Here is a 26,210-nt window from a genome sequence, read left to right on the forward strand (position 1 = left end):
CAGCACGGGGTGGATGACGCCTACTGTGGCGCCCGTGGAACGCTATGGATCCGACGTGTTGAAGCCCGGCTGGCAGAAGGCCCACCTCAAGCAGACCCGGGACGTGCAGGTGGAGATGGACGCGGTGGTCGAGTTCGACGACTTCTGCGGAGCCGTCGTCGGCTGGGAGAACGGTCTCGTGGTGCTGGAGGACCGGCGAGGCAAGCGCCGCAGCTTCCCGTTCGGTGCGGGATTCATGCTGGAGGGTGAGCCTGTCGCTCTTCGTCCACCGCTGCGCACTGCGCCGAAGAAACCGAAGTACACCGCCTCCGGCTCACGAGCTGGCGATGCCCCCGCCAAGGCGAGGGTGGCGCTGCCCAGCCGCATCTACGTCGAGGGACGCCACGACGCCGAACTCATCGAGAAGGTCTGGGGTGAGGACCTCCGCCACGTCGGGGTGGTCGTGGAGTTCCTTGGCGGCATCGACGATCTCCCCGCCATCGTCGCGGAGTTCGCCCCCGAGCCCGGGCGACGCCTCGGCGTGCTGGTGGACCACCTGGTTCCGGGTAGCAAGGAGTCGCGCATCGTGAAGGAGGTCTACACCGCGGGGTACCGCGACGTGGTGTTGGTGGAGGGCCACGAATACATCGACGTCTGGCAGGCCGTCAAGCCTGAGCGAGTGGGCCTCAAGGCGTGGCCGAAAATCCCCCGCGACGTGGACTTCAAGAAGGGCACGCTCAAGGCGCTGCGGTTGGCCCATGAGGACCAGGCCGACATCGCCCGCGGCTGGCAGGCAATCCTGGCACGGGTGGATTCCTGGCGGCACCTGGAACCGCAGCTGAATACCAAGGTGGAGAAGCTCATCGATTTCGTCACGCAGGACCACGTCGACCCCCACTGAGCGCAGCCCCTCGCGTCGGAGGCTAGGGTTGCGGCATGGACACGGACGGCATCCTTGAGCTCATGCAGGAGACGGCTGAGAAAGTCATCACTCCTCGCTTCAGAACTCTGGAGGACGATCAGATCACCCAGAAGTCTGGCCCCCACGACCTCGTGACGGTGGCCGACAAGGAGGCCGAGGAATATCTGACCACCCGCCTCCAGGCCGCGTTCCCGCAGGCTGTCGTGGTGGGGGAGGAGGCGGTCTTCGATCACCCGGACCGTCGCAAGTTGCTGCCGAATGCCGATCACGCCTTCATCATCGATCCCATCGACGGCACCCGGAACTTCGTGCGCGGCCGGGATGAGCACGGCGTCATGGTGGCGGAGACGAAGGGCGGCATCACCACCCGGGGCTGGATCTGGCAGCCCCAGACGGGGCGCGCCTACGTGGCGGAGCGGGGCGCCGGTGTCCGCATGAACGGTGAGCCCATCGTCTCCTCCCGCACCAGCCGTCTGCCGCTTGGCGCATCGTCCAAGGAGTCCATGCACGGATTCACCGCCCACGGGCATCTGGCCCCCGTGGTGTGGTCGCACTTCGCGTGCGCGTTCGACTACCCGGCCGTCCTGCACGGTGACATCGACTTCATGTACTACACGTCCATGCATCCGTGGGACCACCTGGCGGGGTCGTTGATGGTCACAGAGAATGGTGGCGTGAGCCGCACCATGGACGGGTTGGCCTACACGTTGCTGTCCCGTTCCAAGGGCCTTCTGGTGGCCTGTGACACCTTGGTGTGGATGACTGCGCAGCAGTACTGGCCCGCCGCGGCCAAAATGCCCGTCGTCGGCTGAGTCCTGCTCAGAGCGAACTGATGGGCAACTGGGTGCGGGGCTTGATGCCGATCGCCTCCAACTCCCCGTAGATCAGCGGCAGCGCCACCTTCAGCGTCTCCGCTGTGAAGGGCCAGTCGCTCGCCTCTGCGGCGTCCTGGACCTTCGTGCCCTGCTGGATGAGCATCTCGGTGTTGCCGTAGAGCATGCCGATCTCGGCGCGCTGGATGAACGCGAAATTGCGGTCGACCACGTGGCCGTGGCCGGGCACGAACTGTGTGGACTCGTTGGCCGCCCCCAGCACGCCGTCCAGGGCCGTGGGCCAGTTCTTGATGTTCGACGTCTCGTCGAACTGGGGATCCCCGGCGGACTCGAGCATGTCGCCAGCAAAGATCACGTTGCCGCTCGGCACCATCACCAGCACGTCGCCGCGGGTGTGAGCACCCCCGAAGTGCAGCATCTCGAGCCGCACCCCGCCGCCGAGGTTCACGGCCTTGGCGATGGAGAAGGTGATGGTGGGTTGCGGGAGTTCAGTCATGCCGATGGAGTCGGCGAAGGCGCGAGTGGCGCGGGACGGCTCGCCCAGCAGGTTCTCGTGCGCGATGCTCGTGAGGTCCTTCATCCCCGCCAGACCCAGCCAGTGGTCGTGGTGGTTGTGGGTGATGACCACATGGGTCACGGGCACTCCCGCGATCTGGCGCGCACTTTCCAGCAAAGCGGCACCCTGCTCGGGCGTGGAGCCCGCATCCACGAGCATGGCGGCGTCGGCACCCACCACCAGTCCCACGTTGACGTGCTCCGGTTCACAGGTGACGCAGTGGATGCCGGGGGCCAGTTCGCGCCATTCGCCGATGCTCGTTGAAGTCATGCACGACAGCTTAGGCGTCCATGGCGGAGTGACCACCGGGTCTGTGCGCCGGTTGGCGGTCACTTCCGGGCAGCCGTACACTGGCACTCGTCTGTGTTGAGTGCCAACCATCAGGAGGTGATGATGCTCGACGACCGAAAGCTGGCCGTACTGAAGGCCATCGTCACCGACTATGTGGCCAGCCGGGAGCCCGTGGGCTCGAAGGCGCTCGTGGAACGTCACCAACTCAACGTGTCGTCCGCCACCGTGCGCAACGACATGGCCGTGCTGGAGGAGGAGGGCTACATCACGCAGCCCCACACCAGTGCTGGGCGCATCCCCACCGACAAGGGATACCGGCTCTTCGTTGACAAGCTGGCCACGGTCAAGCCACTGTCGGGCGCTGAACGTCGCGCCATCCAGACCTTCATGACCGGTGCCGTTGATGTCGACGACCTCGTCACGCGCACGGTGCGGCTCCTGGCGCAGATGACACGCCAGGTGGCCGTCGTCCAGTACCCCGTTGCCCAGCGCAGCACCATCGCCCACATCGAACTCGTCGCGCTGACCACGGAACGCCTCATGGTGATCGTCGTGAACTCCGCGGGTCGTGTGGAGCAGCAAATCCTCGAGTTGCCCTCCCACGACGAGGGGATACTCGCGACGGTGCGCGTCAAGATCCGCGAGGCCACCGTCGGGAAGGCTCCGGCGGATGCGGCCGGCGCGCTGGGTATGATGCTCGACGGCTTCAACCATCTGGAGCGCGCCATCGCTGTCCCGGTGATCTCCGTGGTGCTGGAGTTGCTGGCCTCGGAGCCGACGTCGCAGGTGGTGGTGGCTGGCATGCCGAACCTCGCCACCTTCGGGAGCGCGTTCCAGACCGGGATGCGGCCGCTGCTGGAAGCCCTCGAGGAGCAGGTGGTGCTGTTGCGCCTGCTGGGTGAGGTTTCCGGTGACCGGGACATCACCGTTCGCATCGGCCAGGAGAACACGGCTCAGGGCTTCCAGTCCACGTCGCTGATCGCCTCGGCGTACGGCCCCAGCGGTGACATTGCCGCGAATCTGGGTGTGGTGGGGCCCACCCGCATGGATTACCCGTCCACGATTGCCTCCGTACGCGCGGTGGCGCGATACGTCAGCCGTTTCCTGTTGGAAGGATGAGTCGACACCACTCATGAGCAAGGACTACTACGACATCCTGGGCGTGGACCGAGAGGCCACCGCCGAGCAGATCAAGAAGGCCTACAGACGGCGTGCCATGAAGGTGCATCCCGACGTGGCGCCCGACGAGGACGCCGCCGACCAGTTCAAGGAGCTGAACGAGGCCTACGAGGTCCTCAGCGACCCCAACAAGCGGGCCATTTTCGACCGTGGCGGCGACCCCATGAACCAGTCGGCGGCCGGGTTCTCCGGTTTCGGAGGGGGTGGTGGGTTCTCCGGCGGATTCGACTTCTCCAACCTCGTTGATGCCATGTTCGGCGCCCAGGGTGCCCGCGGCCCGCGCTCGCGGGTCAGGCAGGGCCAGGACGCTCTGGTGCGGGTGCAGTTGCCGCTCCACGAGGCCGTGTTCGGCACCACCAAACCCATCAAGGTGGACACCGCAGTGGTCTGCCCCAAGTGCCAGGGACGCGGCGGTGAGCCTGGTTCCGAGCCCGTGACCTGCGCGACGTGCAACGGCAACGGCGAGGTGTCGCAGATCCAGCGGAGCTTCATCGGCGACATCCGCACCTCACAGCCCTGCCCGAACTGTCGCGGGTACGGCACCACCATTCCCCGTCCCTGCGGCGAGTGCTCCGGTGAGGGGCGCGTCCGTTCCGCACGCACCATCTCCGTCCGCATCCCCGCCGGTGTCTCCACGGGCATCCGCATCCACCTCGAGGGACAGGGTGAGGTGGGGCCGGGAGGCGGCCCCGCCGGCGACCTGTACGTGGAACTCCACGTCGCCGAACATGGGACGTTCCGACGCGACGGGGACAACCTCGAGATGGTGGTCAAGGTACCCATGACCGCTGCAGCACTGGGGACGACCGTGAACATCAGCACCCTGGAGGCGGAGTGGGACGGCTCCGACGAGGCCGACCGTTCAGTCGCCGTCGAGGTCCCGGCCGGTACCCAGTCCGGCACCCGTATAGCGCTCCGGGGCCGGGGCGTGCCGAAGCTCCGTGGTGGTGGACGCGGAGAGTTGGGCATCACGTTCCTGGTCCAGACGCCCACCCGGCTCGACGACCGACAGCGCGAACTGTTGCGCGAGTTGGCCGGCGAGCGCGACGAGATGCACCCGGAAGCAGACGTGCACCGCGGTGGCGGCAAAGGCGTGTTCGGATGGCTGAAGGAGACCTTCTCCGGATGAGCGACGCACTGTTCCCCGCCAAGGCGGGGAACACGGGCTTCGGCTTTGACGTGGCCACCCGCCTGGAGGGCCATGGGCGGACGGGCACCATCCGCACACCCCACGGCGCCATCGAGACGCCCGCATTCATCGTCGTGGGGACCAAGGCCACGGTGAAGGCCGTGCTGCCGGAGGCGCTCACCGACATGGGCACCCAGGCGGTGCTCGCGAACGCCTATCACCTCTACCTGCAGCCGGGGGCCGACATCGTCGACGAGGCTGGCGGTCTGGGCACGTTCATGAACTGGCCGGGGCCGACGTTCACGGACTCCGGCGGCTTCCAGGTCATGAGCCTTGGCTCCGGCTTCAAGAAGGTTCTGGCCATGGACACAGCGGGGATGGCCAGCGACGACGTCATCGCCGAGGGGCGAACCCGCATGGCGCACGTCGACGACGACGGCGTCACGTTCACGAGCCACCTCAACGGCGACAAGCACCGCTTCACGCCCGAGGTCTCCATGCAGATACAGCACCAACTGGGCGCCGACATCATGTTCGCCTTCGATGAGCTGACCACCCTCATGAACACCCGGCCCTACCAGGAGCGGTCGGTGGTCCGCACCCACGAGTGGGCGATCCGCTGCCTCGCCGAACACAATCGCCTGACCACGAAACGCGCAGGCAAGCCGTACCAGGCCCTCTTCGGCGTCATCCAGGGTGCGCAGTACGAGGATCTCCGACGGCAAGCGGCCCGCGGGTTGGCCGATCTCGAGGTCGAAGGCCGCGCCTTCGACGGCTTCGGCCTCGGCGGGGCCCTGGAGAAGCAGAACCTGGGAACGATCGTCGGGTGGATGTCCGACGAGTTGCCCGATGACAAACCCCGCCACCTCCTGGGGATCTCGGAACCTGACGACCTGTTTGCGGCCGTCGCCGCCGGGGCCGACACCTTCGACTGCGTCAACCCCTCACGGGTGGCCCGCAACGCGGCCATCTACACCGCCGACGGCCGGTACAACGTGAACACGGCCGGGTCGCGGCGCTCCTTCGAACCGCTCGAGGATGGTTGCGACTGCTACACGTGCGCCCACTACACACGGGCCTACCTGCACCACCTGTTCAAGGCCAAGGAGATGCTGGCCTCCACGCTGGCCACGATCCACAACGAGCGCTTCACGGTGCGACTCGTCGACGACATCCGCGCAGCCATGACATCAGGCCACTTTGAGGCGTTCCGCGACGAGTTCCTCGGCCGCTTCTACGCCGGTCGCACCCGCAGCTGACCCGTCCTTACGCCGCGCCTGACGAATACGTGCGCCTGAATTGTGTTCCACACCACCTGGGGGACCATTTCGGGGATCTGTGCGCACATTTCCGTCGTGGGGGGACTCCAGGTGGGGGTCAGGACTGCCCCAGGCTCGGCTCGTGCCTCTTGACGAGCCCGATGACCCTGTACGTCACGGGCAGCAGCAGAACCTCCACGAGAACCTTGTAGACGTAGCCCACGAGGATGTAGTTCACCAGTGTGCCGCCCGTCACGATGCCCCCGAAGGCGACGATGCAGAAGATGGTGGTGTCTGCGGCCTCGCCCACCAGCGTCGAGCCGATGAGCCGTGACCACAGCGAACCGCCCGGGGCCCGCTCCTTCAATTTCACGAGTACGAACGCGTTCAGCAACTGACCGGCCAGGTACCCCAGCAGGCTGGCCAGCACTATGCGGGGCACGAACCCGAGGATGGCATCGAACGCGTCCTGGTTCCCCCAGTCGTCGGCCGGGGGTGCGACCCCCACCAGGAGGAAAGTGCCTGACGCCAGGATCGAGACGCCGAACCCGATGAGGATCGCCCGCTTGGCGCCACGCATCCCGTACACCTCGGCCAGCACGTCGCCGAAGATGTAGGTGAGGGGGAAGAGCAGAGCCCCGCCGTCCGTGATGAGCGGCAGGAGCGGGAACCCGAAGACCTCCACGTGGGGGCCGAAGGCAATCAGTTTCACGGCCGACACGTTGGAGATCAACAGCAGCGAACAGAACAGCGCCACGATCAGGTCGAAGTTTCCGTGCATGGGGCGGGCGAAGCGAGCGCGCTCGGCGGGTGCGTCCTCTGCCTTGGTCATTTGGCGCATCCTACGCGGATGCCGAAGCCAACCCCAGTTGGGAAAGGGGTGGGTGTTTGCCGGTCACCGACCCTGAACTGGTGGCAGGATGGGGGCATGAGCGACACAGCCGACTTCGACACACCAGTCCCGGACGAGTCCGAACAGCTCGATCAGATTCAGGAAGCGGACTCCCTGATTGATCGTGGTGTGGAGGACGTCCTCGATGAGGGGTACACCGCCCCGGAGCAGTGGTCAGCCGCCCAGGGATTCGGCAACACACCGGAGGAGATGCGCCAGGGCGAGACGATCAACCAGCGCATCAAGCAGGAGGAGCCCGAGAAGAAGGCTTCCGATGTTGAGTGGAATGCATCCAAGGAGGACCGAGAAGTGGGCGGCGAGCGTGCAGGGCGACTCATGCGCGTGCAGGGACCGGGAGGCGAAGCGACGCTCGGCACCGACGTCGGTTTCAGCGGTGGTGCCGCCAGTGCCGAGGAAGCCGCCATGCACATCATCTCCGAGGACGAAGACGAGGAACTGGACGCCTGAAGCAGGCCATTCCAGCACCGCTGTCGTGCGCCAGCCGGTCTTCCGGCTGGCGCACTAGACTTTCCCCACCGGACAGGAGCGATCTCCGCTCCGAAGAAACCTGAGAAGGCGAGAATCCTGAATCCCATCACCGCACTCGACAGGGCCGAGGGCACACGCATCCTGCAGGTGCCGGCCTCCATCGACATGGTCAACCTGCTGGGCCCTCGTGACGAGTATCTGCGCACACTCGAGAATGCCCTCGAGGCCGACCTCCACGTCCGCGGCCACCAGATCACCCTCACGGGCACCACCGCCGACATCGCCCAGTCCGTGGACATCTTCACCGAGCTCGTCACCATCATCCGCACAGGTCAGGGCCTCACGGCCGAGACCGTCGAGCGCGTCGTGGGCATGTCCAGCGACCCCGACGCGAAGGCCAGCGAGATCCTCACAGCCGACATCGTCTCGGCGCGCGGTAAGACGGTCCGCCCCAAGACGGTCAACCAGAAGCGGTACGTGGACGCCATCGACCGCCACACCGTGGTCTTCGGCATCGGTCCCGCCGGCACCGGCAAGACGTACCTGGCCATGGCCAAGGCCGTGCAGGCGCTGCAGACCAAACAGGTCAGCCGCATCATCCTCACCCGCCCGGCCATCGAGGCGGGGGAGCGGCTCGGTTTCCTGCCCGGCACCCTCAGCGACAAGATCGACCCCTATGTGAGGCCGCTCTACGACGCCCTGCACGACATGGTGGAGGCCGATGCCGTCCCCAAGCTCCTGACGTCCGGCACCATCGAGGTCGCGCCGCTGGCCTACATGCGTGGACGCACTCTCAACGATGCCTTCATCATCCTCGACGAAGCCCAGAACACCTCCGCAGAGCAGATGAAGATGTTCCTCACCCGCCTCGGGTTCGGCTCCAAGATGGTGGTGACCGGCGACATCACCCAGGTCGACCTTCCGGGCGGCGTCCGCAGCGGGCTGCGCGTTGTTCAAGGGATCCTGGACGGCATCGACGACATCGAGTTCTGCACGCTGACGTCCCGCGACGTCGTGCGCCACCAGTTGGTGGGTCGCATTGTGGCCGCCTACGACAAGTTCGACACCCTCGACCCCAGCACCCCTGAGTACAGGGCAGGGAGGAAGCCGTGATCGACGTCAACAACGAGTCCGGCGTCGAAGCGGACCAGCTTGGCCTCGTTGCACTCGCTCGATTCGCGCTCGACAAGCTGCGGATCCATCCTCTGGCCGATCTGTCGATCCTGCTGGTGGACGAAACCACCATGGCCGACTACCACGAACGCTTCATGGACCTGCCGGGCCCCACCGACGTCATGAGCTTCCCCATGGATGAACTCCGCGCCCCTGACGAGGACGAGGAACCGCCCATGGGTCTGCTGGGCGACATCGTCCTGTGCCCACAGGTGACGGCGAAGCAGGCCGCGGAGAACGGTCGCGAACCCGACGCGGAGGCCGAGTACCTCCTCATCCACGGGCTTTTGCACTTGCTGGGCCACGACCACGCCGAGCCGGAGGAGAAGGCAGTGATGTTCGGTCTCAACGACAAGATCATCGCCGCCTGGGAGATTGCCCGCGCGGAGCGCACGTCCAGCTGAACCTGCCGCCACCGCGGGCCAAGTGGGTCCGCTCACGGACCATGTTCATTCAGGACGTCCTCCCGACCGATCATTGACACTCGTCTGATGTCTGACCCATAGTTCTAGGCAGTCTGTCCGACGCCGGTGTTGGGCGATATAGGAGGAACACTCATGAGAGCTGCATGGCGCCGACCCCGGTTACTGGTGATGCTCACCGCCCTCGTCACCACGATTGCGCTGGTCCTGCCCCTCGGTCAAACCGCCCAGGCGGTTCCCGTCGGAGAGTGGGTCCAGACGGCCAACGGCCAGATCCGCATTGCTTCGGTGTCACCGGCGAAGGGCACCTACAACGTCGGTGACGTCGTCACCGTGCGGTTCCGGATGGAGTCGAACACCGGAGCCCCCAAGCGGGACATCGTCGGCACGTCCACCACGCTGGCCAACCCCTCCAGTTGCAACTGGAAGGCCCTCCCGGCTGGCGTCGGAGGCAAATATGACTGCTCCCGCACCCCCGCGTCGACGTACCCCGCGCTGACATACACCGTCACCGCCGCTGACGCTGTTGCCGGCGTCGCCAACTACGCGCTCACCTTCACCGAGACCCCGATCAATACTGCAGGAAATCCTGATGGCACCGCTCCTCTGGTGACCACGATTTCTGGCAGCCTGCCCGTAGGGACCGGCCCCGCCGGGCCGCGACCCGTCGGCGAGTACGTGGCCCTTGCCAGCGCCGGCGACTTCGGGTTCACCTGCCACCGCATCCCCGCGCTGACCACGACCAACACTGGCGACATCCTCGCCTCGTGGGACGGTCGGCCCGGCGGCTGTGGCGACGCCCCGAACCCGAACTCCATCATCCAGCGCCGCTCCACCGACGGCGGCCAGACCTGGGGGCCCGTGACCACGGTCGCGGCCGGCAATCCCGCAGCCCCCAAGTACGGCTACTCCGATCCCTCCTACGTCGTGGACCGCACCACGGGTGACATCTTCAGCTTCTTCGTGAAGTCCTATGACGTCAGCTTCCAGGGATCGCAGGCCGGCACGGACGAGAACGCCCGCAACGTCCTCCACGCAGCAGTCACCCGGTCCACCGACAACGGTGTGACCTGGAGCGTCCCGACGGTGATCACCGCAGCCATCACCGACTCCCCGACCTGGGTCAGCCGCTTCGCCGCCTCCGGGGAGGGGATCCAGCTGAAGTACGGCACGCATGCCGGCAGGCTGGTGCAGCAGTTCACCATCAAGGATGGCGGCACCTACGAGGCCATGTCCGTCTACTCGGATGACCACGGAGCCACGTGGAACAACGGCACACCGGTCGGTACCGGGATGGACGAGAACAAGGTCGTGGAACTCTCCGACGGCCGACTCATGATCAACTCTCGGGCCTCCGACGGCACCAAGGCGCGCAAGGTCACCTACTCCTCCGACGGAGGCCAGACCTACGGGCCCGTCACCGTCGACACCACGCTCATCGACCCCAACAACAACGCCTCGATCATCCGGGCCTACCCCAATGCGGCAGAGGGAAGCGCCCAGGCGAAGGTCCTGCTGTTCTCCAACTCCGCCAACACCGGCGGCCGCAGCAACGGCACCGTCCGCGTCTCCTTCGACGACGGTGCGACATGGTCCGGTTCCAAGGTGTTCGAACCGGGCTCCATGTCCTACTCGACCCTGACGGCGCTCCCCACGGCAGGCACCTACGGGCTCCTGTTCGAGGGCACCAACAACCAGATTCGTTACATGACCATCTCCATGGACTGGCTGGCTGCTCTTCCGCTCTCCATCACTGCAGAGGCGCAAACGGTCAATCGTGGCGACAACACGGTGAGCTTCACAGCCAACAACGTCGGCGGTGACCCCCTTACGTTCACGCCGACCATCACCGTGCCTGCTGGCTGGACCGCCAGCGCGGTGGCGCCACTCACCCTGGCCGCCGGAGCGACGGGGACGTTCACCACGACCGTCGCCGTGCCCAGCTCGGCCGACCCCGGCGTGGGGTCCGTCAAGGCCACGGCCTCCATCGGTGGCAACAGTGCCACCGGGACCGCGACCGTGACCATGGTCCTGAAGCCCGGCCAGAACCCGACGAAGGTCATCCCCATCACGGTCGTCAACACCCCGCCGGCACAACCGGGTGAGGAAATTGCGAACGCATTCGATGGAGACACCGCCACGTTGTGGCACACCCCGTATGCCGGAACCACGCTGCCCGTCGACGTGGACATGAAGCTCGGTGACGCGCCGGTGGCCGTCACCAAGTTCGAGTACGTTCCCCGTGCAACCGGCAGCAACGGCAACATCGACGGCTACGAGCTCTGGGCTGGCGACAGCCTGGAGACGCTCGCCAGGGTGGCCGAGGGTAACTTCGCCAACGACAACACAGCGAAGTCGGTGCTGCTGAATGGCACCTACCAGTACCTGCGACTGCGCGCACTCTCCAGCTATGGGGACGTGGCGGCCAAGTTTGTCTCCGCCGCCGAGATCCGGGTCAGGGTTGCCGTTCCCGACACCGCGGTGGCGCCGCTGCCCGTGACCCTGGTGAACGACCTCGCCTACCAGAACAATCCACCGAACCAGGTGTTCCCGCCCTCGAACATGTTCGACGGCAACCCCGGTACTTGGTTCCACTCGCCCTGGGCTGCCACCCAGACGTTCCCGTACAACATCGACCTGTCGGTCGGCGAAAACGGTGCGGCTCTGGATCGCCTCCTCTTCACCCCGAAGCAGGGCGGAACCGGCGCGGGTGACAACAACGGTCGCCCGCTCACGTGGAAGATCCTCGTGGGCAACTCGCTCGATTCGCTCGTTGAGGTCACATCGGGCACCTGGGCCGACACCAACGCCGTGAAGACCGTGCCGCTGGATGGGGTGCAGGGCACGTTCGTCCGTCTCCAGATCCTCACCACGGCCGGCGACACTGTCAGCGTTCCGCTCGACCCCCAGAACAACAAGTACGTGGCCGTTGCGGAACTCGAAGTCTTCGGTACCGAGCTCCCGCCGGTCCAGAAGTACCTGACGGTTGCCCTGGCGCGCACCGACGTTCTGGGAACCCCCGTCAAGGTGGGTGACGTGCTGACGTTCTCGATCAGCTACACCAACACGTCCGCCCAGGTGATCGCGGCGTTCCCGACCGCCTCCAACCTCGATGGCGTCCTGCCATCGGGCACCCCGAACTGCCGCTGGGCCAACCTGGCGGCCGGGGCGACGCAGCAGTGCACGACCGCCAAGCACACGGTCACCGCTGCGGACCTCGCCGCTGGCTCCTTCACACCGTCGGTGACGTTCAACGCCACCGCGGACCGTGACGGGACCCAGATCCTTCAGACGGGTGTCGTCGCGACGCTGCCCGCCTTCGAGGTCAAGGATGCCGTCGAACCCAGCCCCACCGCCACGGCGACCACGACCCCGTCGGCCAGTCCGACAGTCACGGTGACGGCACCCACGGTGACGGCCACCTCGACCGCCACCCAGACGGCCACGTCCACGGCGACGGCAACCACAACCGCCCCGACCGTGACCGCCACGTCGACGGCCACGGCCACCGCGACCTCTTCGGCCACGGTGACCTCCACCAGCACGGCGACGGTCACCTCGACCACCACGGCCACCACGACGGTGACCGCCACGGCGACGGGCACCGCCACACCGACGGTCAAGCCCAGCGCCACGCCGACGCAGCGCCCTGTCAACGTGTACACCGATCCCGGTTACCACAAGGTCAACGGTCGACAGTGGTTCACCAGGTGCGAGGCGTACTCGCAGACGACCCGCTGTTTCACCGACATCTGGGCATCGCAGGTCAAGCCCGTCAACGGCACGCTGCAGTGGGTCACGGGATGGACGTTCAACAACCTGACGTACCTCCCCTCCGCACGGTCGCTGTGGACCACCAACAAGCTGGGATACACCAACAACTGGACGTCCACCGACGGCCGCCTGTGGAAGACCCAATGCGACACAGCGGAAAGCGGCCGCAACGGCTGCCGCAGCTTCATCTGGACCACCGTCTACCTGCCCACCTCCATGGGTGCCAACACGTTCCTCCAGGAACAACGCTGGGTGTTCAACAACATCGTGATGTTCAGCTGATCGATTGTTGCTGAAGCGGGCCGCGACCTCCTGGTCGCGGCCCGTTGCGCGTTGTGCGGGACGAGCGCCGCCCTCGCTAGACTGATGGGGTTACATTTCCCGCACACGAGCGAGTTGATCACCTCCCCATGACCCAGTCCCAGTGGATTGAGTTGGCTGTCGCGCTGGTTCTGGCGCTTTTCGCCGGCCTGCTGGCAGCTGCCGAAACAGCACTGTCCCTCATTTCCAAGTCCCGAGCCGAGCGAATGGCGGAGGAGGACGGACGTGGTGCGCAACGCATCAAGCTGATCGCCCAGGATCCCGCCCCCTCCATCAACGCCGTGATGTTCGTGCGGATGTTGTGCGAGGTGACGTCCATCACCACGGTGGCACTCGTGGTGTTCACCAACCTCGGCACCCCATGGGGGCGCATCGGCACCACCGTCGGCATCATGTTCGTGGTGGCGTTCATCCTGTGGGGCGTGGCGCCACGCACCCTCGGGCGCCAACACCCGGAACAGGTGATGAGGACGTTCTCGCCACTCATCTCGCTCTTGACCACGGTGTTCGGATCCATTGCCCAGCTCATGGTGCTGCTGGGCAACGCGCTGACACCCGGCAAGGGTTTCGCCGACGGGCCGTTCTCCTCAGAGGCCGAGCTGCGTGACCTCGTGGACATCGCGCAAGCCGCCGACGTCATCGAGGCCCGCGAGTCCAAGATGATCCACTCGGTGTTCGAACTCGGCGACACGTTGGTGAAGGAGGTCATGGTCCCGCGCCCAGACATGGTCTTCACCCACCGCGACCGCACCCTGCGCCAGCTCCTGTCGCTGGCGCTGCGCTCCGGTTTCTCCCGCATCCCCGTGGTGGGTGACGGCATCGACGACGTGCTCGGCGTCATCTACCTCAAGGACGTCGCGAAGCGGATCTACGACTTCCCGGATTCCGAGCGCCTCGAGACCGTGGCCGACCTGATGCGTCCCGCCACGTTCGTACCTGATTCGAAGCCGGCCACCGAACTCCTGCGCGACATGCAGTTGCGCCACTCGCACGTCGTCATCGTCGTCGATGAATTTGGCGGCACTGCAGGCCTCGCGACCATTGAGGACATCATCGAGGAGATCGTCGGCGAGATCGTCGACGAGTACGACCACGAGGGGGAACCCGTCGTGGAGCTCGAGCCGGGTTACTACCGGATTTCCTCCCGTCTTCCCCTCGACGAGATGGGTGACCTGTTCGGGGTCGAGATGAACGACGATGATGTGGAAACGGTGGGTGGGATGATGGCGAAACTGCTCAACGTGGTCCCCATCCCCGGTTCCCAGGTCACGTTCGAGGGTATTGAAATGACGGCAGACAGGGCGGTTGGCCGCCGACACCAGATCGGCACGGTGCTGGTGCGCCGCGCCCCCCACCCCACCCATGACGCTGAGGAGCGCGACGATGACTGAGACCACCTACCGATCCGGGTTCGCATGCTTCGTCGGCCGCCCCAACGCCGGCAAGTCCACCCTGACCAACGCGCTGGTGGGGCAGAAGATTGCCATCGCCTCCAGCAAGCCGCAGACCACCCGTCACGCTGTGCGCGGCATCGTGACCCGCGAGGACGGTCAGCTCGTGCTGATCGACACCCCCGGGCTGCACCGCCCCCGCACCCTGCTGGGCGAGCGCCTGAACGACCTGGTCCGGGAAACCTGGGCAGAGGTGGACGTCGTGGGGGTGTGCCTGCCCTGCGACCAGCGCATCGGGCCCGGCGACCGCTACATCGTCTCCCAGATCGCCGAGCTGCGGAACAAGCCGAAGATCGTGGTCCTGGCCACCAAGACCGACCTCGTCTCCAAGGCCCGTGTCTTGTCGCACCTCGTGGACGTCGGCAAGCTGGGGGAGGAGTTGGGCATCGAGTGGGCCGACGTGATTCCGTGCTCCGCCACCGAGGACGACCAGTTGGACGTGGTCGCCGACGTCCTGATGGGTCTTCTTCCCGAAGGCCCCATGTACTACCCGGACGGTGAGATCACCGACGAGCCGGAGGAGACGCTGATTGCGGAGCTCATCCGCGAAGCGGCTCTGGAGGGGGTCCGTGACGAGTTGCCGCACTCCATCGCCGTCATGATCGACGAGATCATTCCGCGGGCGGATCGCCCCGAGGACAAGCCCCTGCTGGATGTGTTCGCCACCCTCGTGGTGGAACGGGACTCCCAGAAGGGCATCGTCATCGGGCATCGCGGCTCGCGTCTCAAGGAGATCGGCACCGAGGCCAGGCAGCAGATCAACCGACTGCTGGGTACGCCCGTGCACCTGAGCCTCCACGTCAAGGTGCTGAAGGAGTGGCAGCGCGACTCCAAGCACCTCAACCGACTGGGCTTCTGACCCGCGAACTGTTCCCTGAGTGCGGCCCGTGAGGAACGAACGGTCGGTGTGTCGAAGGGTCGGTGTGGTGGTGCGACCTCTGTTGCCTGAGTGCCGCCCGCGAGGGACGAGCAGGCGGTGTATCGGAGGGCCGGTGACGTGTGGGAGCTCCTTCTGAACGCTCGGCTCCACCGCGGCGGAGTTGATCGGGATGAGGTTCCCTTGTGTTCTCGCGACGCAACACGCGTTTGTGAGACGGTCCTTGCCCATGGCCCCCGCTGCAGTTAGGCTCAGCGACGTGGCATCGCGAGTTCTGCTCCTCCGTCGCCGCAGCGAGGCCCAGTCCTGAACTGCCAGCCTCCTCGCTGCGGGGATCTGCCGTGTCTGGCGAATAGACAACCCCCAGCCGAGGAAGCATCATCATGAACCAGTTCACCACTCGCATCCAGCCCAAGCCCGTCCAGCAGCCCACCCCCATGCCCGTTGGCCGCTACCGGGCGTTCGAGCCCGTTCAGGTTCCCGACCGCACGTGGCCCGACCAGAAAATCACGCAGGCGCCACGGTGGCTGTCCACCGACCTGCGCGACGGCAACCAGGCACTGATTGACCCCATGACCTCGGCCCGCAAGATGCGGATGTTCGAACTGCTGGTGGGCCTGGGTTACAAGGAGATCGAAATCGGTTTCCCATCGGCCTCGCTGACCGACTTCGACTTCGTCCGCAAACTGATCGAGGGCGGCCACGTCCCCGATGACGTCACGATCTCCGTCCTGACCCAGGCCCGCGAGGACCTGATCAGCCGCACCGCCGAGTCCCTGATCGGGGCCAAGCGCGCCACCATCCACATGTACAACGCCACCGCCGAGCTGTTCCGCCGCGTCGTCTTCAACATCGACGAGAAGCAGTGCATCACCATGGCCACCCGTGGCACCGAACTGGTGATGAAGTACGCCGACAAGCACCTGCGCGACGTGGAGTTCGGCTACCAGTATTCGCCGGAGATCTTCACGCAGACGCCCACCGACTTTGCCGTCGAGGTCTGCAACGCCGTCATCGACACCTGGCAGCCCAGCGCGGAGCGGGAGATCATCCTGAACCTGCCGGCAACGGTGGAGCGTTCCACACCCAACACGTACGCCGATCAGATCGAGTACTTCTGCCGCAACGTCAAGAACCGTGAGCACGTGGCCGTCTCCCTGCACCCGCACAACGATCGCGGCACCGCCGTCGCGGCTGCGGAGCTGGCGCAGATGGCCGGGGCCGACCGTGTCGAGGGCTGCCTGTTCGGCCACGGTGAGCGCACCGGTAACGTCGACCTGGTCACGCTGGCGCTGAATCTCTACACCCAGGGCATCGATCCGCACCTGGACTTCTCGGACATCGACCACGTGCGCCGCACCGTCGAGTACTGCACCGGACTGCCCGTGCACCCGCGCCATCCCTACGCCGGCGACCTGGTCTACACGGCGTTCTCCGGCTCCCACCAGGACGCCATCAAGAAGGGGCTGGAGTACCTGGAGCACGCGGCCACCGAGCAGGGGAGGACCGTGGCGGAGATGGAATGGGAAGCCCCGTACCTGCCCATCGACCCATTCGACGTCGGACGCTCCTACGAGGCCGTCATCCGGGTCAACTCGCAGTCCGGCAAGGGTGGCATGGCCTACCTGATGAAGTCCGAGGCCAAGATGGATCTGCCGCGTCGCCTGCAGATGGAGTTCAGCCGCGTGGTGCAGGACCACACCGACACTGAGGGCGGCGAGGTCAGCTCGCAGCAGATCTTCGAGATCTTCACCCGCGAGTACCTGTCCGAGGGTGCGTGGGCGCTGACGTCGGCAGGGTCGTCGTCGCAGAACGGCCACTTCGAGATCAACGCCGTGGTCAACGATCCCGACGGCAAGGACCTGCACCTCTCCGGCGAGGGCAACGGTCCCGTCTCCGCGTTCGTGGACGCCCTGGCCGAGACCGGTGTGCACGTCACGGTCCTGGACTACAGCGAGCACGCCCTGGAATCCGGCGACGACGCGAAGGCAGCCGCCTACGTGGAGTGCCAGATCGGTGAGGGCGACGACGCGCAGGTGCTGTGGGGCGTCGGCGTTGACCCCAGCATCACGAGTGCCTCCATGAAGGCGATTCTGAGCGCGGTGAACCGCACGGCTCGCTGATCCGACGCGACGCGACGCCCGTCCTAACCCTCGACGCCCGTCCCAACCCTCGACGCCCGCCGAATTCGGCGGGCGTCGGTGTTTTGGGCGGGCGTCGAGGTTGCAACGCGGGCGTCGGGGCGTCGTGATGTCGGGAGGTCGAGGGGTCAGGGCGACGATCGGTGTGGAAATGAGGTCGGGTTACCCGATCCCCTGCAACCGTAGAGTGCCCGCATGACGTCACTGAGCGAGATGTTGCACAGGGTGGTGGCTTCAGGGTTGGTGCCCGGGGCGGTGGGGCAGGTCGGTGGCCGCGACGCGGACGTCGTCGTTGCCGGAGTGACCGCTGTCGGCGGGCGGGCCCTTGAGGGGAACGAGATCTTCCGGATCCAGTCCATGACCAAGGCCATCACCACCGTCGCGGCCCTGCGCCTAGTGGAGGCGGGGCGGATTGGCCTGGACTCGGCCGTGGATCGATGGCTGCCGGAGCTGACGACCAGGCGCGTCCTGACCAGCCCCGGTGCCGATCTCGCCGACACGGTGCCTGCCGTGCGGGCCATCACCCTCCGCCATCTGCTGACGAACGGCAGCGGCTACGGCTCCATTTTCGACGAGTCGCCACTCAAGGCGGCCATGCTGGCCAATGGCACGGAGGCGGGGGCCGAGCCGCTGTTCGTGGGTGCCGACGAGTGGCTGGGGCTGCTGGCCGATCTACCCCTGGCCTTCCAGCCCGGCCAGGGGTGGCGCTACCACCACTCCTTCGGCGTCCTGGGGATACTCCTCTCGCGCCTGACGGGGCTCACGCTGGGAGATCTCCTGGCCGAGGACCTGCTGGGACCCCTTGGGATGCACGACACAGGGTTCTGGGTTCCGGAGAAGGAGCTGGCCCGCCTGCCCGCCGCGTACCGCTACACGGCTGACGGGTTCGTCGAACTCGAACCCGCGGGTGGTGGCTTCTACGCAGGCACGCCGCCATTCGACGTGAGCCATGGCGAACTTGTGTCGACCGTGCACGACTACGGCCGATTCCTTCGCATGCTGGCCGATGGGGGCGTCGTCGACGGAAGGCGCATGCTCTCCGAGGAACACCTTCACCTGATGACCACTGACCAGGTGCCCGCGTCGAACAAGACACCCGACAGCTTTTTCTCGGGATTCTGGAACGGCACGGGGTGGGGTTATGGCGTCGCGGTCCAGACAGGCAGTGAGCACCGTGGCCGCTACGGATGGTCCGGCGGTCTCGGCACGGACTTCTTCGTGGACCCCGACGGCACCACCGGGATCCTCTTGACGCAGGTGGAACTGGACGGGAACACCATGCCGATGGTGGGCGCCTTCCAGGAGCTCGCATGATCCTCGACGCCCGCCCAGGAGTGCCCACGCCCGTCCAATGTCTCCCCGCCCGCCTTATTCCGCGGGCGTCCGGAGTTAACGCGGGCGTCGGGTTGTGGACGCGGGCGTTGGGAGTTAGCGCGGGCGTCTCGAGCCGGGTGGGCTCAGGGGAGGTCGTCGGGGTCGGGGATCAGGCTGTAGACCCACATGTCGCGGCGCTGGTCGCCCACCTGTTGCCACTGCCGCAGCAGCCCCTCGCGCATGAACCCGCAGTTCTCGGCGATACGCCACGACCCCTCATTCCACGGCTCCACGAACAGCTGCAGCCGTCCGACGCCCGGCAGCCCCACGGCCCAACGGGTCAGCGTGGCCAGCGCGTCCTGCGCGTGGCCCTGGCGGCGGTACTGCGCCGCCACCCAGTACCCGATGGACAGGCGCCCGCGGTCGTAGTCCCGGGTCCACAACCCGATGCTCCCGATGGCCTGTTTGCTGCGGATGTCGGTGATGACGAACGACAGACCAGTGCCGTCGAGGGCGCGTCGGCGCTGCCGGTGGAGGTAGAGGGCGATGTCCTCCGGGGCCCCGGAACCCGGGACGGAGGTGATGGTGGGGATGATCGGGTCGGAGGCGACCGACGCGACGAGTGCCGCATCCGCGTCCTCCCACGCCCGCAGCAACACGAGAGGGCCCGTCAGTGTGGGGACGGTGGTGGGGATCATGGTGGGTCTCCTTCAGGCCGTGCCGAATCGACGTTCCCTGCCGCAGAACTGTTCCACCGCGGACCACAGGTCGCGGCGGTCGAAGTCCGGCCACAGCTGGTCCAGGAAGATGAACTCGGCGTAGGCAGACTGCCACAGCAGGAAGTTGGACGTGCGCTGCTCACCGGAACTGCGGATGAACAGGTCAACGTCCGGGATCTCGGGTTCGTCGAGGAACTTGCGGAACCTCTCCTCGGTGAGCCGCTCCGGGTTCAGCTTGCCGGCGGCTGCCAGCCGGGCGATTTCCCGCGCGGCGTCGACGATCTCGGCGCGGCCGCCGTAGTTGACGCAGAACTGCAGCGTCAGCTTGGTGTTGGCGTCGCTCTGGCGTTCGGCGTCCTCCAGTTCGCGGATCACGGAGCCCCACAGCCGGGGGCGGCGTCCCGCCCAGCGGATCCGCACGCCCATGGCGTTCAGCTCGTCGCGGCGACGGTGGATGACGTCGCGATTGAAGCCCATCAGCCACCGCACCTCGTCGGGGGAGCGCTTCCAGTTCTCGGTGGAGAACGCGTACGCAGAGAGGTACGGAATGCCCATCTCGAGCGCGCCGTGCACCACGTCGAGGAGTGATGCCTCGCCTCTGGCGTGTCCCTCGGTGCGTTTGAGTCCACGCTGCTTGGCCCAACGCCCATTGCCGTCCATGACGATGGCGACGTGGCGGGGCAGCTGCGACGACGCAATCTGCGGGGGCCGCGCCCCGCTGGGGTGCGGCGGCGGGGGACGATAGGTATCAGCCACGCGGACAGCCTATCTTTTGAGCGAGAGTGTGGACGTCCGAGCCGTTAGAGTCCCTGCATGAGCCGCATGCACATCCCTGGCTATCCGGATACGCAGGCGATGCGCGATGATGCACGACTACAACTCGGACTCAAGCGCCGGTCCGCGTTGGCCAGACGGATGCTCGCGGTGGCGGCGATCCTCTTCCTGGTGGCTTTCCTCGTCATGCCCGTGATTGAGCCCGGCAGGGCTGTGTGGTTCGTGCAGCAGTTGATGGAGGCCGACGGCTACGCCGGACCGGTGGGCGCACGAGCGACCCTGGTCACCGTTTCCGTGTGGGCGATGTTCTTCGTCATCCTCCTGTCCATTGTGTTGTGCCTGATCCTTTGCATCCGGCTCGCGCCTTCGGTCACCACGGTGAACATTGCGGTTCTGACACTCGGGGCGCTCCAGCTGAGCCACATCTATTCGATCAGGGTCATCGTCGGGGCCCGCTTGCACTTCTTCGAGATGATTCCTGTTCTGTACCTCATGGGTGGCGCGCTCTTCGGGATTGGGGCCGCCTGGAGAGCACGATGGGAAATCAGGCGACGCGGGCACCTGGCACCTCCGTCATAGGATGGCCGACATGGCCACCTACCGGGACGAAGCAGTCGTGCTGCGGACGTACCAACTCGGTGAGGCCGACCGCATCATCAACCTGTTCACCCGGCAGCACGGCAAGGTCCGCGCCGTGGCGAAGGGGGTGCGTCGCACCAGCAGCAAGTTCGGGGCAAGGCTGGAGCCGTTCAGCCACATCGACGTCCAGTTGGCGCAGGGGCGGGGATCCCTCGACGTGGTGACCCAGGTGGAGACGCTGCACGCGGGTCTACTGGGTGGCGACTACGACCGCTTCACCGCCGCCGAGGTGCTGGTGGAGGCGGCCGACAGGCTCGTGTCGGAGGACGGCGCCCCGGCGCTACCCCAGTACCGGCTGCTGCTGGGGGCCCTGCTTGCCCTGGCTGATCCGCAGCGCTCGGCCGCTGGCATCGTCGATTCCTACCTGCTGCGCTCCCTGGCCGTCGCGGGATGGGCGGTGACGCTGGGGGAGTGCTCCAACTGCGGTGTGGTGGGTGAGGACTCGCTGTGGTTCTCACCCCAGGGCGGCGGCACTGTGTGCGCCCGCTGCCGGCCGCCGTCCTCGGCGCGTGTCGACGGGGAGGCACTCGAACACCTCGGCGCTCTCCTCGCTGGAGACTGGGACGTGGTGTCGGCCACGTCCCAGCCCACCGTCAACCGGTGCCACGGACTCGTGACGGCCTACGCCACCTGGCATCTGGACCGTGCTCTGCGTTCGCTTCCGTTCCTGCAGCGGTGAACGCTCACGAGCAGTTGGCGCACAGGCCGTAGAGCTCCACCTCATGCCCGACGTCGGTGAACCCGTGGCGTTTGGCCACTTCTGCGGCCCAGATCTCCACCACCTCCGCGGCGATCTCCTGCGCGTTGCCGCAGTTGCGGCACACCAGGTGGTGGTGGTGCCCGTCGGAGCACATCCGGTAGGCGGACTCGCCCTCGGGTGTGCGCAGGACGTCCACCTCGCCCGACTCCGCCATCGACTGCAGGGCGCGGTAGACGGTGGCCAGCCCCATCTTGTCGCCGAGCCGCTTCAGGTCCTCATGGATCTGGCTGGCCGTGCGGAACTCCTCCACACCGGCCAGGAAGTCGCGCACCGCTGTGCGCTGCCACGTCGTGCGGGGCGTACTAGTGCTCGTCATAGTGATCCCCATGGACGGCATGGCGATGCCCGCCGTGCACATAATCCACGTGGTCACCGTGCTGGATGACCTTCACGCCCGGCTCGTGGGCATGGCCGTCGTCGTGGTTCTCGGCCCGCTCATGCTCCACCGCTCCGTGGGGGTGGTCCTCCACATACGGGATGAAGTTGCGTCGCCTCCGCAACGGGCCGGCCACCAGCCACGACACCGCGAGCAGGCCGATGGAGGCCACCACGATGGTGGCGCCGGTGGCCGAGTCGATGTAGAAGGAGCCCACCGTGCCCAGGAGGGCGGCCAACACCCCCACACCCATGGCCCCGAAGAAGGCACCCTTGAAGCCGATGAACAACTGCTGGGAGGTGGCGACGGGAATCACCATCAGTGCGCTGATGAGCAGAAGCCCGACGGTGCGCATGGAGATGGTCACCGTCACAGCCGCGAGCACCACGATGAGAAGGTTCAGCAGCTTCACCCGGATACCCAGGACGCGGGCGTAGTCCTCGTCGACGGCGACGGCGAACAGCCGCGGGCCGAGACCGATGGTCAGGATGAGGATGACCACGCCGAGGATGCCGATGGCCCACAGGTCGCCGGTGCTGACGGAGGTGAGGGAGCCGAACAGGTACGCCGACAGTCCGGCTGCGCCCTGCCCGGCGATGCCGGCCATCATCACGCCCGAGGCGATGCCGCCGTAGAACAGGATGGCCAGTCCGAGGTCGCCCGTTGCCGTGCCTCGTTGCCGCAGCAACTCCACGGCCACGGCCCCCACCACGCAGGTCACCACGGCGGTGGGCAGCGGTGCTGTGCCGGTGAGGAACGCGAGGCCCACACCCATGATGGCGACGTGTCCGAGGCCGTCGCCCAGCAGGCTGAGCTTGCGCTGCACGATGTACATGCCGATGGCGGGTGCCACCAGGCCGCTCAGCAGGGCGGCGAGCAGGGCGCGCTGCATGAACGGCAGGGACAGGAGTTCGATCATCGGCGGACCCCCGCCACGGGATCCAGCCAACCCATGGATGACGTCTTAGCGGGTTCCGGGGCGCAGTCGGTGGCGCCCTGGGTCTCCGACGTCACGATCCGCCCGTCACACAACGTGACCCAACGGTCGAGGACATCTGCCATGGGGCCCTGTTCGTGCAGGACCACTGCGAGGCCCAGCCCGTCGGAGCGCAGCTGGCCCAGCAGGCCGGCGAGCCCGGCCTGACTGTGCAGGTCGACCCCTGCCAGCGGCTCGTCCATGATGAGGAGCTCCGGCTCGGAGGTGAGCGCCCGTGCGATGAGGGCGCGCTGCTTCTGGCCGCCCGAGAGGTCCACGAACGGCCACCGTCCGCGGTCCGTCAGCCCGACGAGATCGAGCGCGTGGGTGACGTGGGCGCGGTCCTGACGGCTCGGCCACTGGAAGACACGGTGGTGGGACAGCCGCCCCGATGACACGATTTCACGGACGGTGGCGTTCGAGACGTTCAGGGATGAGTGCTGGGGAACATAACCCACACGGTCCCAGGCGTGGAAGTTGGCCAGTTCCGTACCGAAGAGCCTGACGGAGCCCTCCTGGAAGGGGATCAGCCCCAGCACGGTGCGCAACGTTGTCGACTTGCCGGAACCGTTGCCGCCGAGGATGGCGACGGCCTCGCCGGAGTGCACCTGGAGCCCCACGTCCCGCAGAATGGGGAGACCACCCAGCGACACGTACAGACCCTGGGCGTCGAGTAGGGGAGTGTTGTCAGCCACAGTCGTTCGCCGTCTGGATGGCTGCAAGGTTGGCGCGCATGATCGCAGGATAGTCCTCGCCGGTGGACTGGTCGGTGACCGATTCGATGGGGTCGAGGACGGCGGTCCGGAGGCCGAGGTCGCGCGCGATGGACTTTGCGACGGCGTCGGATGCGGCCGTCTCGAAGAAGATGGTGGTGGCGCCGTGCTCCCGTGCCAGATTCTGGACTTCGGCGATCCGCGCACCGGAGGGTTCGACGTCGGGGGCGATACCGACTACCGCCACCTGCTCCAGGTCGTAGCGCATCGCCAGATAGCCGAAGGCGCTGTGGGAAGTGAATAGTTCCCGCCGGGCGCAGGTTGTCAGGCCAGCGGTGAATTCGCTGTCCAGGTCCGACAGCTCACTGCGGGCGGACTTCGCGTTGCTCGCGAACGTGGTGGCCTGGTCGGGGTCGATGACCGCGAGGCGCTCCGCGATGGCCTCCGTCACGGCTGCAAGGCGCAGGGGGTCCAGCCAGAAGTGGGGATCGATGTCGCCGTGGTCGTGGCCGGCGTGGTCCGCCTCGGCGCCGTCATCTGCCGCGTGTTCGGCGTGCGCCTCCTCGTCGAGACTCTTGAGGTCGGCGAACTGGGCCACGTCCACAACCTTGGCGGGGTCCGCCTCCTTGACCGCTGCATCCACGGCGGGCTGGAAGCCGGAGAGATAGACAACGAGGTCTGAGTTCACCACGGCGGCCACCTGTCGAGGTGTCAGTTCGACGTCGTGTGCCTCCACCCCGGGTGTGGTGAGCGGCGTGATGTCCACGGCGTCACCAGCGACGCTGCTGACGGCGAACTCGAGCGGGTAGAAGGCTGCGGCCACCTTCACGGAAGTACCGTCAGCCTCGTCGGCCGAGGTGCATCCGCCCAGCGCGAGAGCGATGGCCAGTGATGCGAGAAGGGGGAACACCTTGAAGTTCATGAGAATCAGTATCATTAACAGGAGTGGGTGGTGTCAACCCGGGAGCGGGCGTCGAGGGATGCCCGCGGCAGCGTAAGGTACTCAAAAGAAAACTACGAGAAACGAGTCAGTGATGCCGAGGTCCAAGCCGGGCGTGCCGAGTCTCCTGCGGGAGCTCAATGACTCCGCAGCCCTGCGCCAGATCATGCGCGTGGGGGGTGTGACGCGTGCAGAGCTCGCCGAACACACCGGATTGTCCCGAGTGACGAGCTCGCAGGCGCTGGCGAGACTGGAGTCGCTCGGGCTCGTCCACAGCCAGGGGAGACGCCCCGGAGCGCGCGGCCCCGCGCCCGACCTCTACGTGCTGGCTCCCCGCGTGGGTGCCGCGCTCGGTATGGCACTGCTGCCAGACACCGTGCAGGCGGATCTCTGCTCCCTGAACGGGGATGTCCTGGCGTCGTCGTCCGTCCCGCTGAGCGAGGACATCGTGGCCTCCTGCGTAGCTGCTGCCCGGGTCGTCGTGGACGAGGCCGGGGTGGACGCGGGTCCCATCCTCGCAGCCGTGGTTGCCTCGCCGGGCGTGGTGGACCCCCTCACGGGGGATCTGAGTTTCTCGTACGATCTTCGTCAGGCACGGGACCTGCGACGCATCCTCGCCGAGCAATTGGGCGTACCTCTGCAGTTGGCCAACGACGTGCACCTCGCCGCCCTCGCGGAGTGCCGGGAAGGCGTGGCACGTGGCGAGGAGGATTTTGTCCTCCTGTGGATGGGGCGTGGCGTGGGCATGGCAACCGTCATCGACGGCAAGGTGCGCGCAGGAAGCAGTGGGGCTGCCGGTGAGATTGGCTACCTTCCCGTGCCCGGGGTGCCGCTGCCGAGTCGGGTCGACAACCTGGACCAGGGATCCTTCCAGCGCCTCGTCGGAACCCCAGCGGTCGAGGAGATGGCCCGTCGCCACGGGGAGGTGCTGGAGGGTCCGTCGTCACATTCCCCGGGGGAGGCGTTCGTGGCCGAACTGGCGGACCGCATCAGCCTGGGTGTCGCCTCGGTCGGCACCATCCTCGATCCCGCACTCGTCGTTCTGACGGGGCAGACGGCTCTGCTGGCAGGGCCGGACCTCCCCGCTGCGGTGGCACGATCCACCTCCAGGATTGCGCCCATTCATCCGCGCATTGAGGTGTCGACACTCGGCGTGCGGGGGCCGCTCATCGGGGCTCGTCTGGAGGCCGTGGACACGGCGCGCAAGGCTCTCCTGGACAGGATCACCTCCACTGACCACTAAAGAAAGGATTCTTTCTGGAAACTTTCTTACAAGTGGTGTAGCGTGTCACTCACATCCAGTCGGCGCGA

Annotated in this window: 24 protein-coding genes; 16 read left to right on the plus strand and 8 right to left on the minus strand. The window is 66.5% G+C overall.

Features of this window, described 5'->3' with window-relative positions:
- Positions 1-13: 13 nt before the first annotated feature.
- Positions 14-880, plus strand: a complete 867-nt coding sequence (locus tag EAX62_RS09425) for a DUF3097 domain-containing protein (protein WP_121901420.1) — start codon at positions 14-16, stop codon at positions 878-880.
- Positions 881-915: 35 nt separating this feature from the next.
- The gene (locus EAX62_RS09430; RefSeq protein ID WP_121901421.1) at positions 916-1,713 is read left to right on the plus strand and encodes an inositol monophosphatase family protein; all 798 of its coding nucleotides are present in this window, start codon (positions 916-918) and stop codon (positions 1,711-1,713) included.
- Positions 1,714-1,720: 7 nt separating this feature from the next.
- On the opposite strand, the gene EAX62_RS09435 is transcribed toward EAX62_RS09430, so the two are convergent.
- Positions 1,721-2,560, minus strand: a complete 840-nt coding sequence (locus EAX62_RS09435; protein WP_158600613.1) for an MBL fold metallo-hydrolase — start codon at positions 2,558-2,560, stop codon at positions 1,721-1,723.
- A 123-nt stretch (positions 2,561-2,683) separates the two neighbouring features.
- On the opposite strand from EAX62_RS09435, the gene hrcA reads away from it, so the two are divergent.
- From hrcA to tgt, 3 genes are read left to right on the plus strand one after another with little or no spacing between them, the layout of a single operon-like run.
- The gene (gene hrcA, locus EAX62_RS09440) at positions 2,684-3,700 is read left to right on the plus strand and encodes a heat-inducible transcriptional repressor HrcA (protein ID WP_121901781.1); all 1,017 of its coding nucleotides are present in this window, start codon (positions 2,684-2,686) and stop codon (positions 3,698-3,700) included.
- Positions 3,701-3,713: 13 nt separating this feature from the next.
- Positions 3,714-4,889, plus strand: a complete 1,176-nt coding sequence (dnaJ, locus tag EAX62_RS09445) for a molecular chaperone DnaJ (protein WP_121901423.1) — start codon at positions 3,714-3,716, stop codon at positions 4,887-4,889.
- Positions 4,886-6,148 (plus strand): tRNA guanosine(34) transglycosylase Tgt, encoded by a 1,263-nt coding sequence (gene tgt, locus EAX62_RS09450; RefSeq protein ID WP_121901424.1) that lies wholly within the window; start codon positions 4,886-4,888, stop codon positions 6,146-6,148. Before dnaJ ends, tgt begins: the two co-directional genes overlap by 4 nt.
- A 118-nt stretch (positions 6,149-6,266) precedes the next feature.
- Here tgt and EAX62_RS09455 read toward each other — a convergent pair whose 3' ends face one another.
- Positions 6,267-6,980, minus strand: a complete 714-nt coding sequence (locus EAX62_RS09455; protein WP_121901425.1) for a queuosine precursor transporter — start codon at positions 6,978-6,980, stop codon at positions 6,267-6,269.
- Positions 6,981-7,076: 96 nt separating this feature from the next.
- Between EAX62_RS09455 and EAX62_RS09460 the strand changes: the two genes are divergently transcribed.
- The 8 genes from EAX62_RS09460 (at position 7,077) to EAX62_RS09495 (ending at position 19,002) form a co-directional block, all read left to right on the plus strand.
- Complete coding sequence (locus tag EAX62_RS09460) at positions 7,077-7,508, plus strand: DUF5709 domain-containing protein (RefSeq protein ID WP_121901426.1); 432 nt, start codon at positions 7,077-7,079, stop codon at positions 7,506-7,508.
- Positions 7,509-7,694: 186 nt separating this feature from the next.
- Positions 7,695-8,642: a PhoH family protein gene (locus EAX62_RS09465; RefSeq protein WP_121901782.1), complete on the plus strand. Its 948-nt coding sequence runs from the start codon at positions 7,695-7,697 to the stop codon at positions 8,640-8,642.
- On the plus strand, positions 8,639-9,106 hold the full coding sequence (ybeY, locus tag EAX62_RS09470; protein ID WP_121901427.1) for an rRNA maturation RNase YbeY: 468 nt from the start codon (positions 8,639-8,641) through the stop codon (positions 9,104-9,106). Before EAX62_RS09465 ends, ybeY begins: the two co-directional genes overlap by 4 nt.
- A gap of 153 nt (positions 9,107-9,259) precedes the next feature.
- Positions 9,260-13,180, plus strand: coding sequence for a sialidase family protein (locus EAX62_RS09475; protein WP_147454073.1), 3,921 nt, complete (start codon positions 9,260-9,262; stop codon positions 13,178-13,180).
- 128 nt (positions 13,181-13,308) lie between these two features.
- A complete protein-coding gene (locus EAX62_RS09480) occupies positions 13,309-14,610 on the plus strand; it encodes a hemolysin family protein (RefSeq protein ID WP_121901429.1) in 1,302 nt (433 codons plus the stop codon).
- Positions 14,582-15,529, plus strand: coding sequence for a GTPase Era (era, locus tag EAX62_RS09485; RefSeq protein WP_407703316.1), 948 nt, complete (start codon positions 14,582-14,584; stop codon positions 15,527-15,529). The genes EAX62_RS09480 and era overlap by 29 nt, the downstream gene beginning before the upstream one ends.
- Before the next feature lie 401 nt (positions 15,530-15,930).
- On the plus strand, positions 15,931-17,670 hold the full coding sequence (leuA, locus tag EAX62_RS09490) for a 2-isopropylmalate synthase (RefSeq protein ID WP_121901431.1): 1,740 nt from the start codon (positions 15,931-15,933) through the stop codon (positions 17,668-17,670).
- Between the two features lie 213 nt (positions 17,671-17,883).
- Positions 17,884-19,002, plus strand: coding sequence for a serine hydrolase domain-containing protein (locus tag EAX62_RS09495; RefSeq protein WP_121901432.1), 1,119 nt, complete (start codon positions 17,884-17,886; stop codon positions 19,000-19,002).
- A 143-nt stretch (positions 19,003-19,145) separates the two neighbouring features.
- Here the strand turns inward: EAX62_RS09495 and EAX62_RS09500 are convergent, their stop codons facing one another.
- The gene (locus tag EAX62_RS09500; RefSeq protein ID WP_121901433.1) at positions 19,146-19,700 is read right to left on the minus strand and encodes a GNAT family N-acetyltransferase; all 555 of its coding nucleotides are present in this window, start codon (positions 19,698-19,700) and stop codon (positions 19,146-19,148) included.
- A 12-nt stretch (positions 19,701-19,712) separates the two neighbouring features.
- Positions 19,713-20,477, minus strand: a complete 765-nt coding sequence (locus EAX62_RS09505) for an isoprenyl transferase (protein ID WP_121901434.1) — start codon at positions 20,475-20,477, stop codon at positions 19,713-19,715.
- Between the two features lie 57 nt (positions 20,478-20,534).
- On the opposite strand from EAX62_RS09505, the gene EAX62_RS09510 reads away from it, so the two are divergent.
- Together EAX62_RS09510 and recO are read left to right on the plus strand one after the other, a co-directional pair.
- Positions 20,535-21,074, plus strand: a complete 540-nt coding sequence (locus EAX62_RS09510) for a hypothetical protein (protein ID WP_147454074.1) — start codon at positions 20,535-20,537, stop codon at positions 21,072-21,074.
- Positions 21,075-21,084: 10 nt separating this feature from the next.
- Positions 21,085-21,813: a DNA repair protein RecO gene (gene recO / locus EAX62_RS09515; RefSeq protein WP_121901783.1), complete on the plus strand. Its 729-nt coding sequence runs from the start codon at positions 21,085-21,087 to the stop codon at positions 21,811-21,813.
- Positions 21,814-21,817: 4 nt separating this feature from the next.
- Here the strand turns inward: recO and EAX62_RS09520 are convergent, their stop codons facing one another.
- Genes EAX62_RS09520 through EAX62_RS09535 form a run of 4 tightly spaced genes read right to left on the minus strand, consistent with a single transcriptional unit; the run spans position 21,818 to position 24,881 of the window.
- Positions 21,818-22,210 (minus strand): Fur family transcriptional regulator, encoded by a 393-nt coding sequence (locus tag EAX62_RS09520; protein ID WP_121901436.1) that lies wholly within the window; start codon positions 22,208-22,210, stop codon positions 21,818-21,820.
- Positions 22,197-23,189, minus strand: a complete 993-nt coding sequence (locus EAX62_RS09525; RefSeq protein WP_325048810.1) for a metal ABC transporter permease — start codon at positions 23,187-23,189, stop codon at positions 22,197-22,199. Before EAX62_RS09525 ends, EAX62_RS09520 begins: the two co-directional genes overlap by 14 nt.
- Positions 23,186-23,941 carry a metal ABC transporter ATP-binding protein gene (locus EAX62_RS09530; protein ID WP_121901437.1) on the minus strand — a complete coding sequence of 252 codons (756 nt, stop codon included), beginning with the start codon at positions 23,939-23,941 and terminating at the stop codon, positions 23,186-23,188. Before EAX62_RS09530 ends, EAX62_RS09525 begins: the two co-directional genes overlap by 4 nt.
- Complete coding sequence (locus EAX62_RS09535) at positions 23,934-24,881, minus strand: metal ABC transporter substrate-binding protein (RefSeq protein ID WP_233557880.1); 948 nt, start codon at positions 24,879-24,881, stop codon at positions 23,934-23,936. Before EAX62_RS09535 ends, EAX62_RS09530 begins: the two co-directional genes overlap by 8 nt.
- 112 nt (positions 24,882-24,993) lie before the next feature.
- Between EAX62_RS09535 and EAX62_RS09540 the strand changes: the two genes are divergently transcribed.
- Positions 24,994-26,142 carry an ROK family transcriptional regulator gene (locus tag EAX62_RS09540; RefSeq protein WP_121901439.1) on the plus strand — a complete coding sequence of 383 codons (1,149 nt, stop codon included), beginning with the start codon at positions 24,994-24,996 and terminating at the stop codon, positions 26,140-26,142.
- Positions 26,143-26,210 lie beyond the last annotated feature (68 nt).

The sequence above is a fragment of the Tessaracoccus antarcticus genome, assembly GCF_003688855.1.
Classification (GTDB): Bacteria; Actinomycetota; Actinomycetes; order Propionibacteriales; family Propionibacteriaceae; genus Arachnia; species Arachnia antarctica.

Excerpts from the sequence above, each read along its gene's own strand:
- EAX62_RS09460 (WP_121901426.1), top strand. The coding sequence starts at position 7,077 with ATGAGCGACACAGCCGACTTCGACACACCAGTCCCGGACGAGTCCGAA.
- hrcA (WP_121901781.1), top strand. The coding sequence starts at position 2,684 with ATGCTCGACGACCGAAAGCTGGCCGTACTGAAGGCCATCGTCACCGAC.
- EAX62_RS09480 (WP_121901429.1), top strand. The coding sequence starts at position 13,309 with ATGACCCAGTCCCAGTGGATTGAGTTGGCTGTCGCGCTGGTTCTGGCG.
- EAX62_RS09435 (WP_158600613.1), bottom strand. The coding sequence starts at position 2,560 with ATGACTTCAACGAGCATCGGCGAATGGCGCGAACTGGCCCCCGGCATC.
- EAX62_RS09510 (WP_147454074.1), top strand. The coding sequence starts at position 20,535 with ATGAGCCGCATGCACATCCCTGGCTATCCGGATACGCAGGCGATGCGC.
- EAX62_RS09475 (WP_147454073.1), top strand. The coding sequence starts at position 9,260 with ATGAGAGCTGCATGGCGCCGACCCCGGTTACTGGTGATGCTCACCGCC.
- tgt (WP_121901424.1), top strand. The coding sequence starts at position 4,886 with ATGAGCGACGCACTGTTCCCCGCCAAGGCGGGGAACACGGGCTTCGGC.
- dnaJ (WP_121901423.1), top strand. The coding sequence starts at position 3,714 with ATGAGCAAGGACTACTACGACATCCTGGGCGTGGACCGAGAGGCCACC.
- EAX62_RS09425 (WP_121901420.1), top strand. The coding sequence starts at position 14 with ATGACGCCTACTGTGGCGCCCGTGGAACGCTATGGATCCGACGTGTTG.
- EAX62_RS09540 (WP_121901439.1), top strand. The coding sequence starts at position 24,994 with ATGCCGAGGTCCAAGCCGGGCGTGCCGAGTCTCCTGCGGGAGCTCAAT.
- EAX62_RS09500 (WP_121901433.1), bottom strand. The coding sequence starts at position 19,700 with ATGATCCCCACCACCGTCCCCACACTGACGGGCCCTCTCGTGTTGCTG.
- EAX62_RS09495 (WP_121901432.1), top strand. The coding sequence starts at position 17,884 with ATGACGTCACTGAGCGAGATGTTGCACAGGGTGGTGGCTTCAGGGTTG.
- EAX62_RS09455 (WP_121901425.1), bottom strand. The coding sequence starts at position 6,980 with ATGACCAAGGCAGAGGACGCACCCGCCGAGCGCGCTCGCTTCGCCCGC.
- EAX62_RS09465 (WP_121901782.1), top strand. The coding sequence starts at position 7,695 with ATGGTCAACCTGCTGGGCCCTCGTGACGAGTATCTGCGCACACTCGAG.
- recO (WP_121901783.1), top strand. The coding sequence starts at position 21,085 with ATGGCCACCTACCGGGACGAAGCAGTCGTGCTGCGGACGTACCAACTC.
- EAX62_RS09520 (WP_121901436.1), bottom strand. The coding sequence starts at position 22,210 with ATGACGAGCACTAGTACGCCCCGCACGACGTGGCAGCGCACAGCGGTG.
- era (WP_407703316.1), top strand. The coding sequence starts at position 14,582 with ATGACGCTGAGGAGCGCGACGATGACTGAGACCACCTACCGATCCGGG.
- EAX62_RS09430 (WP_121901421.1), top strand. The coding sequence starts at position 916 with ATGGACACGGACGGCATCCTTGAGCTCATGCAGGAGACGGCTGAGAAA.
- EAX62_RS09525 (WP_325048810.1), bottom strand. The coding sequence starts at position 23,189 with ATGATCGAACTCCTGTCCCTGCCGTTCATGCAGCGCGCCCTGCTCGCC.
- leuA (WP_121901431.1), top strand. The coding sequence starts at position 15,931 with ATGAACCAGTTCACCACTCGCATCCAGCCCAAGCCCGTCCAGCAGCCC.
- EAX62_RS09535 (WP_233557880.1), bottom strand. The coding sequence starts at position 24,881 with ATGAACTTCAAGGTGTTCCCCCTTCTCGCATCACTGGCCATCGCTCTC.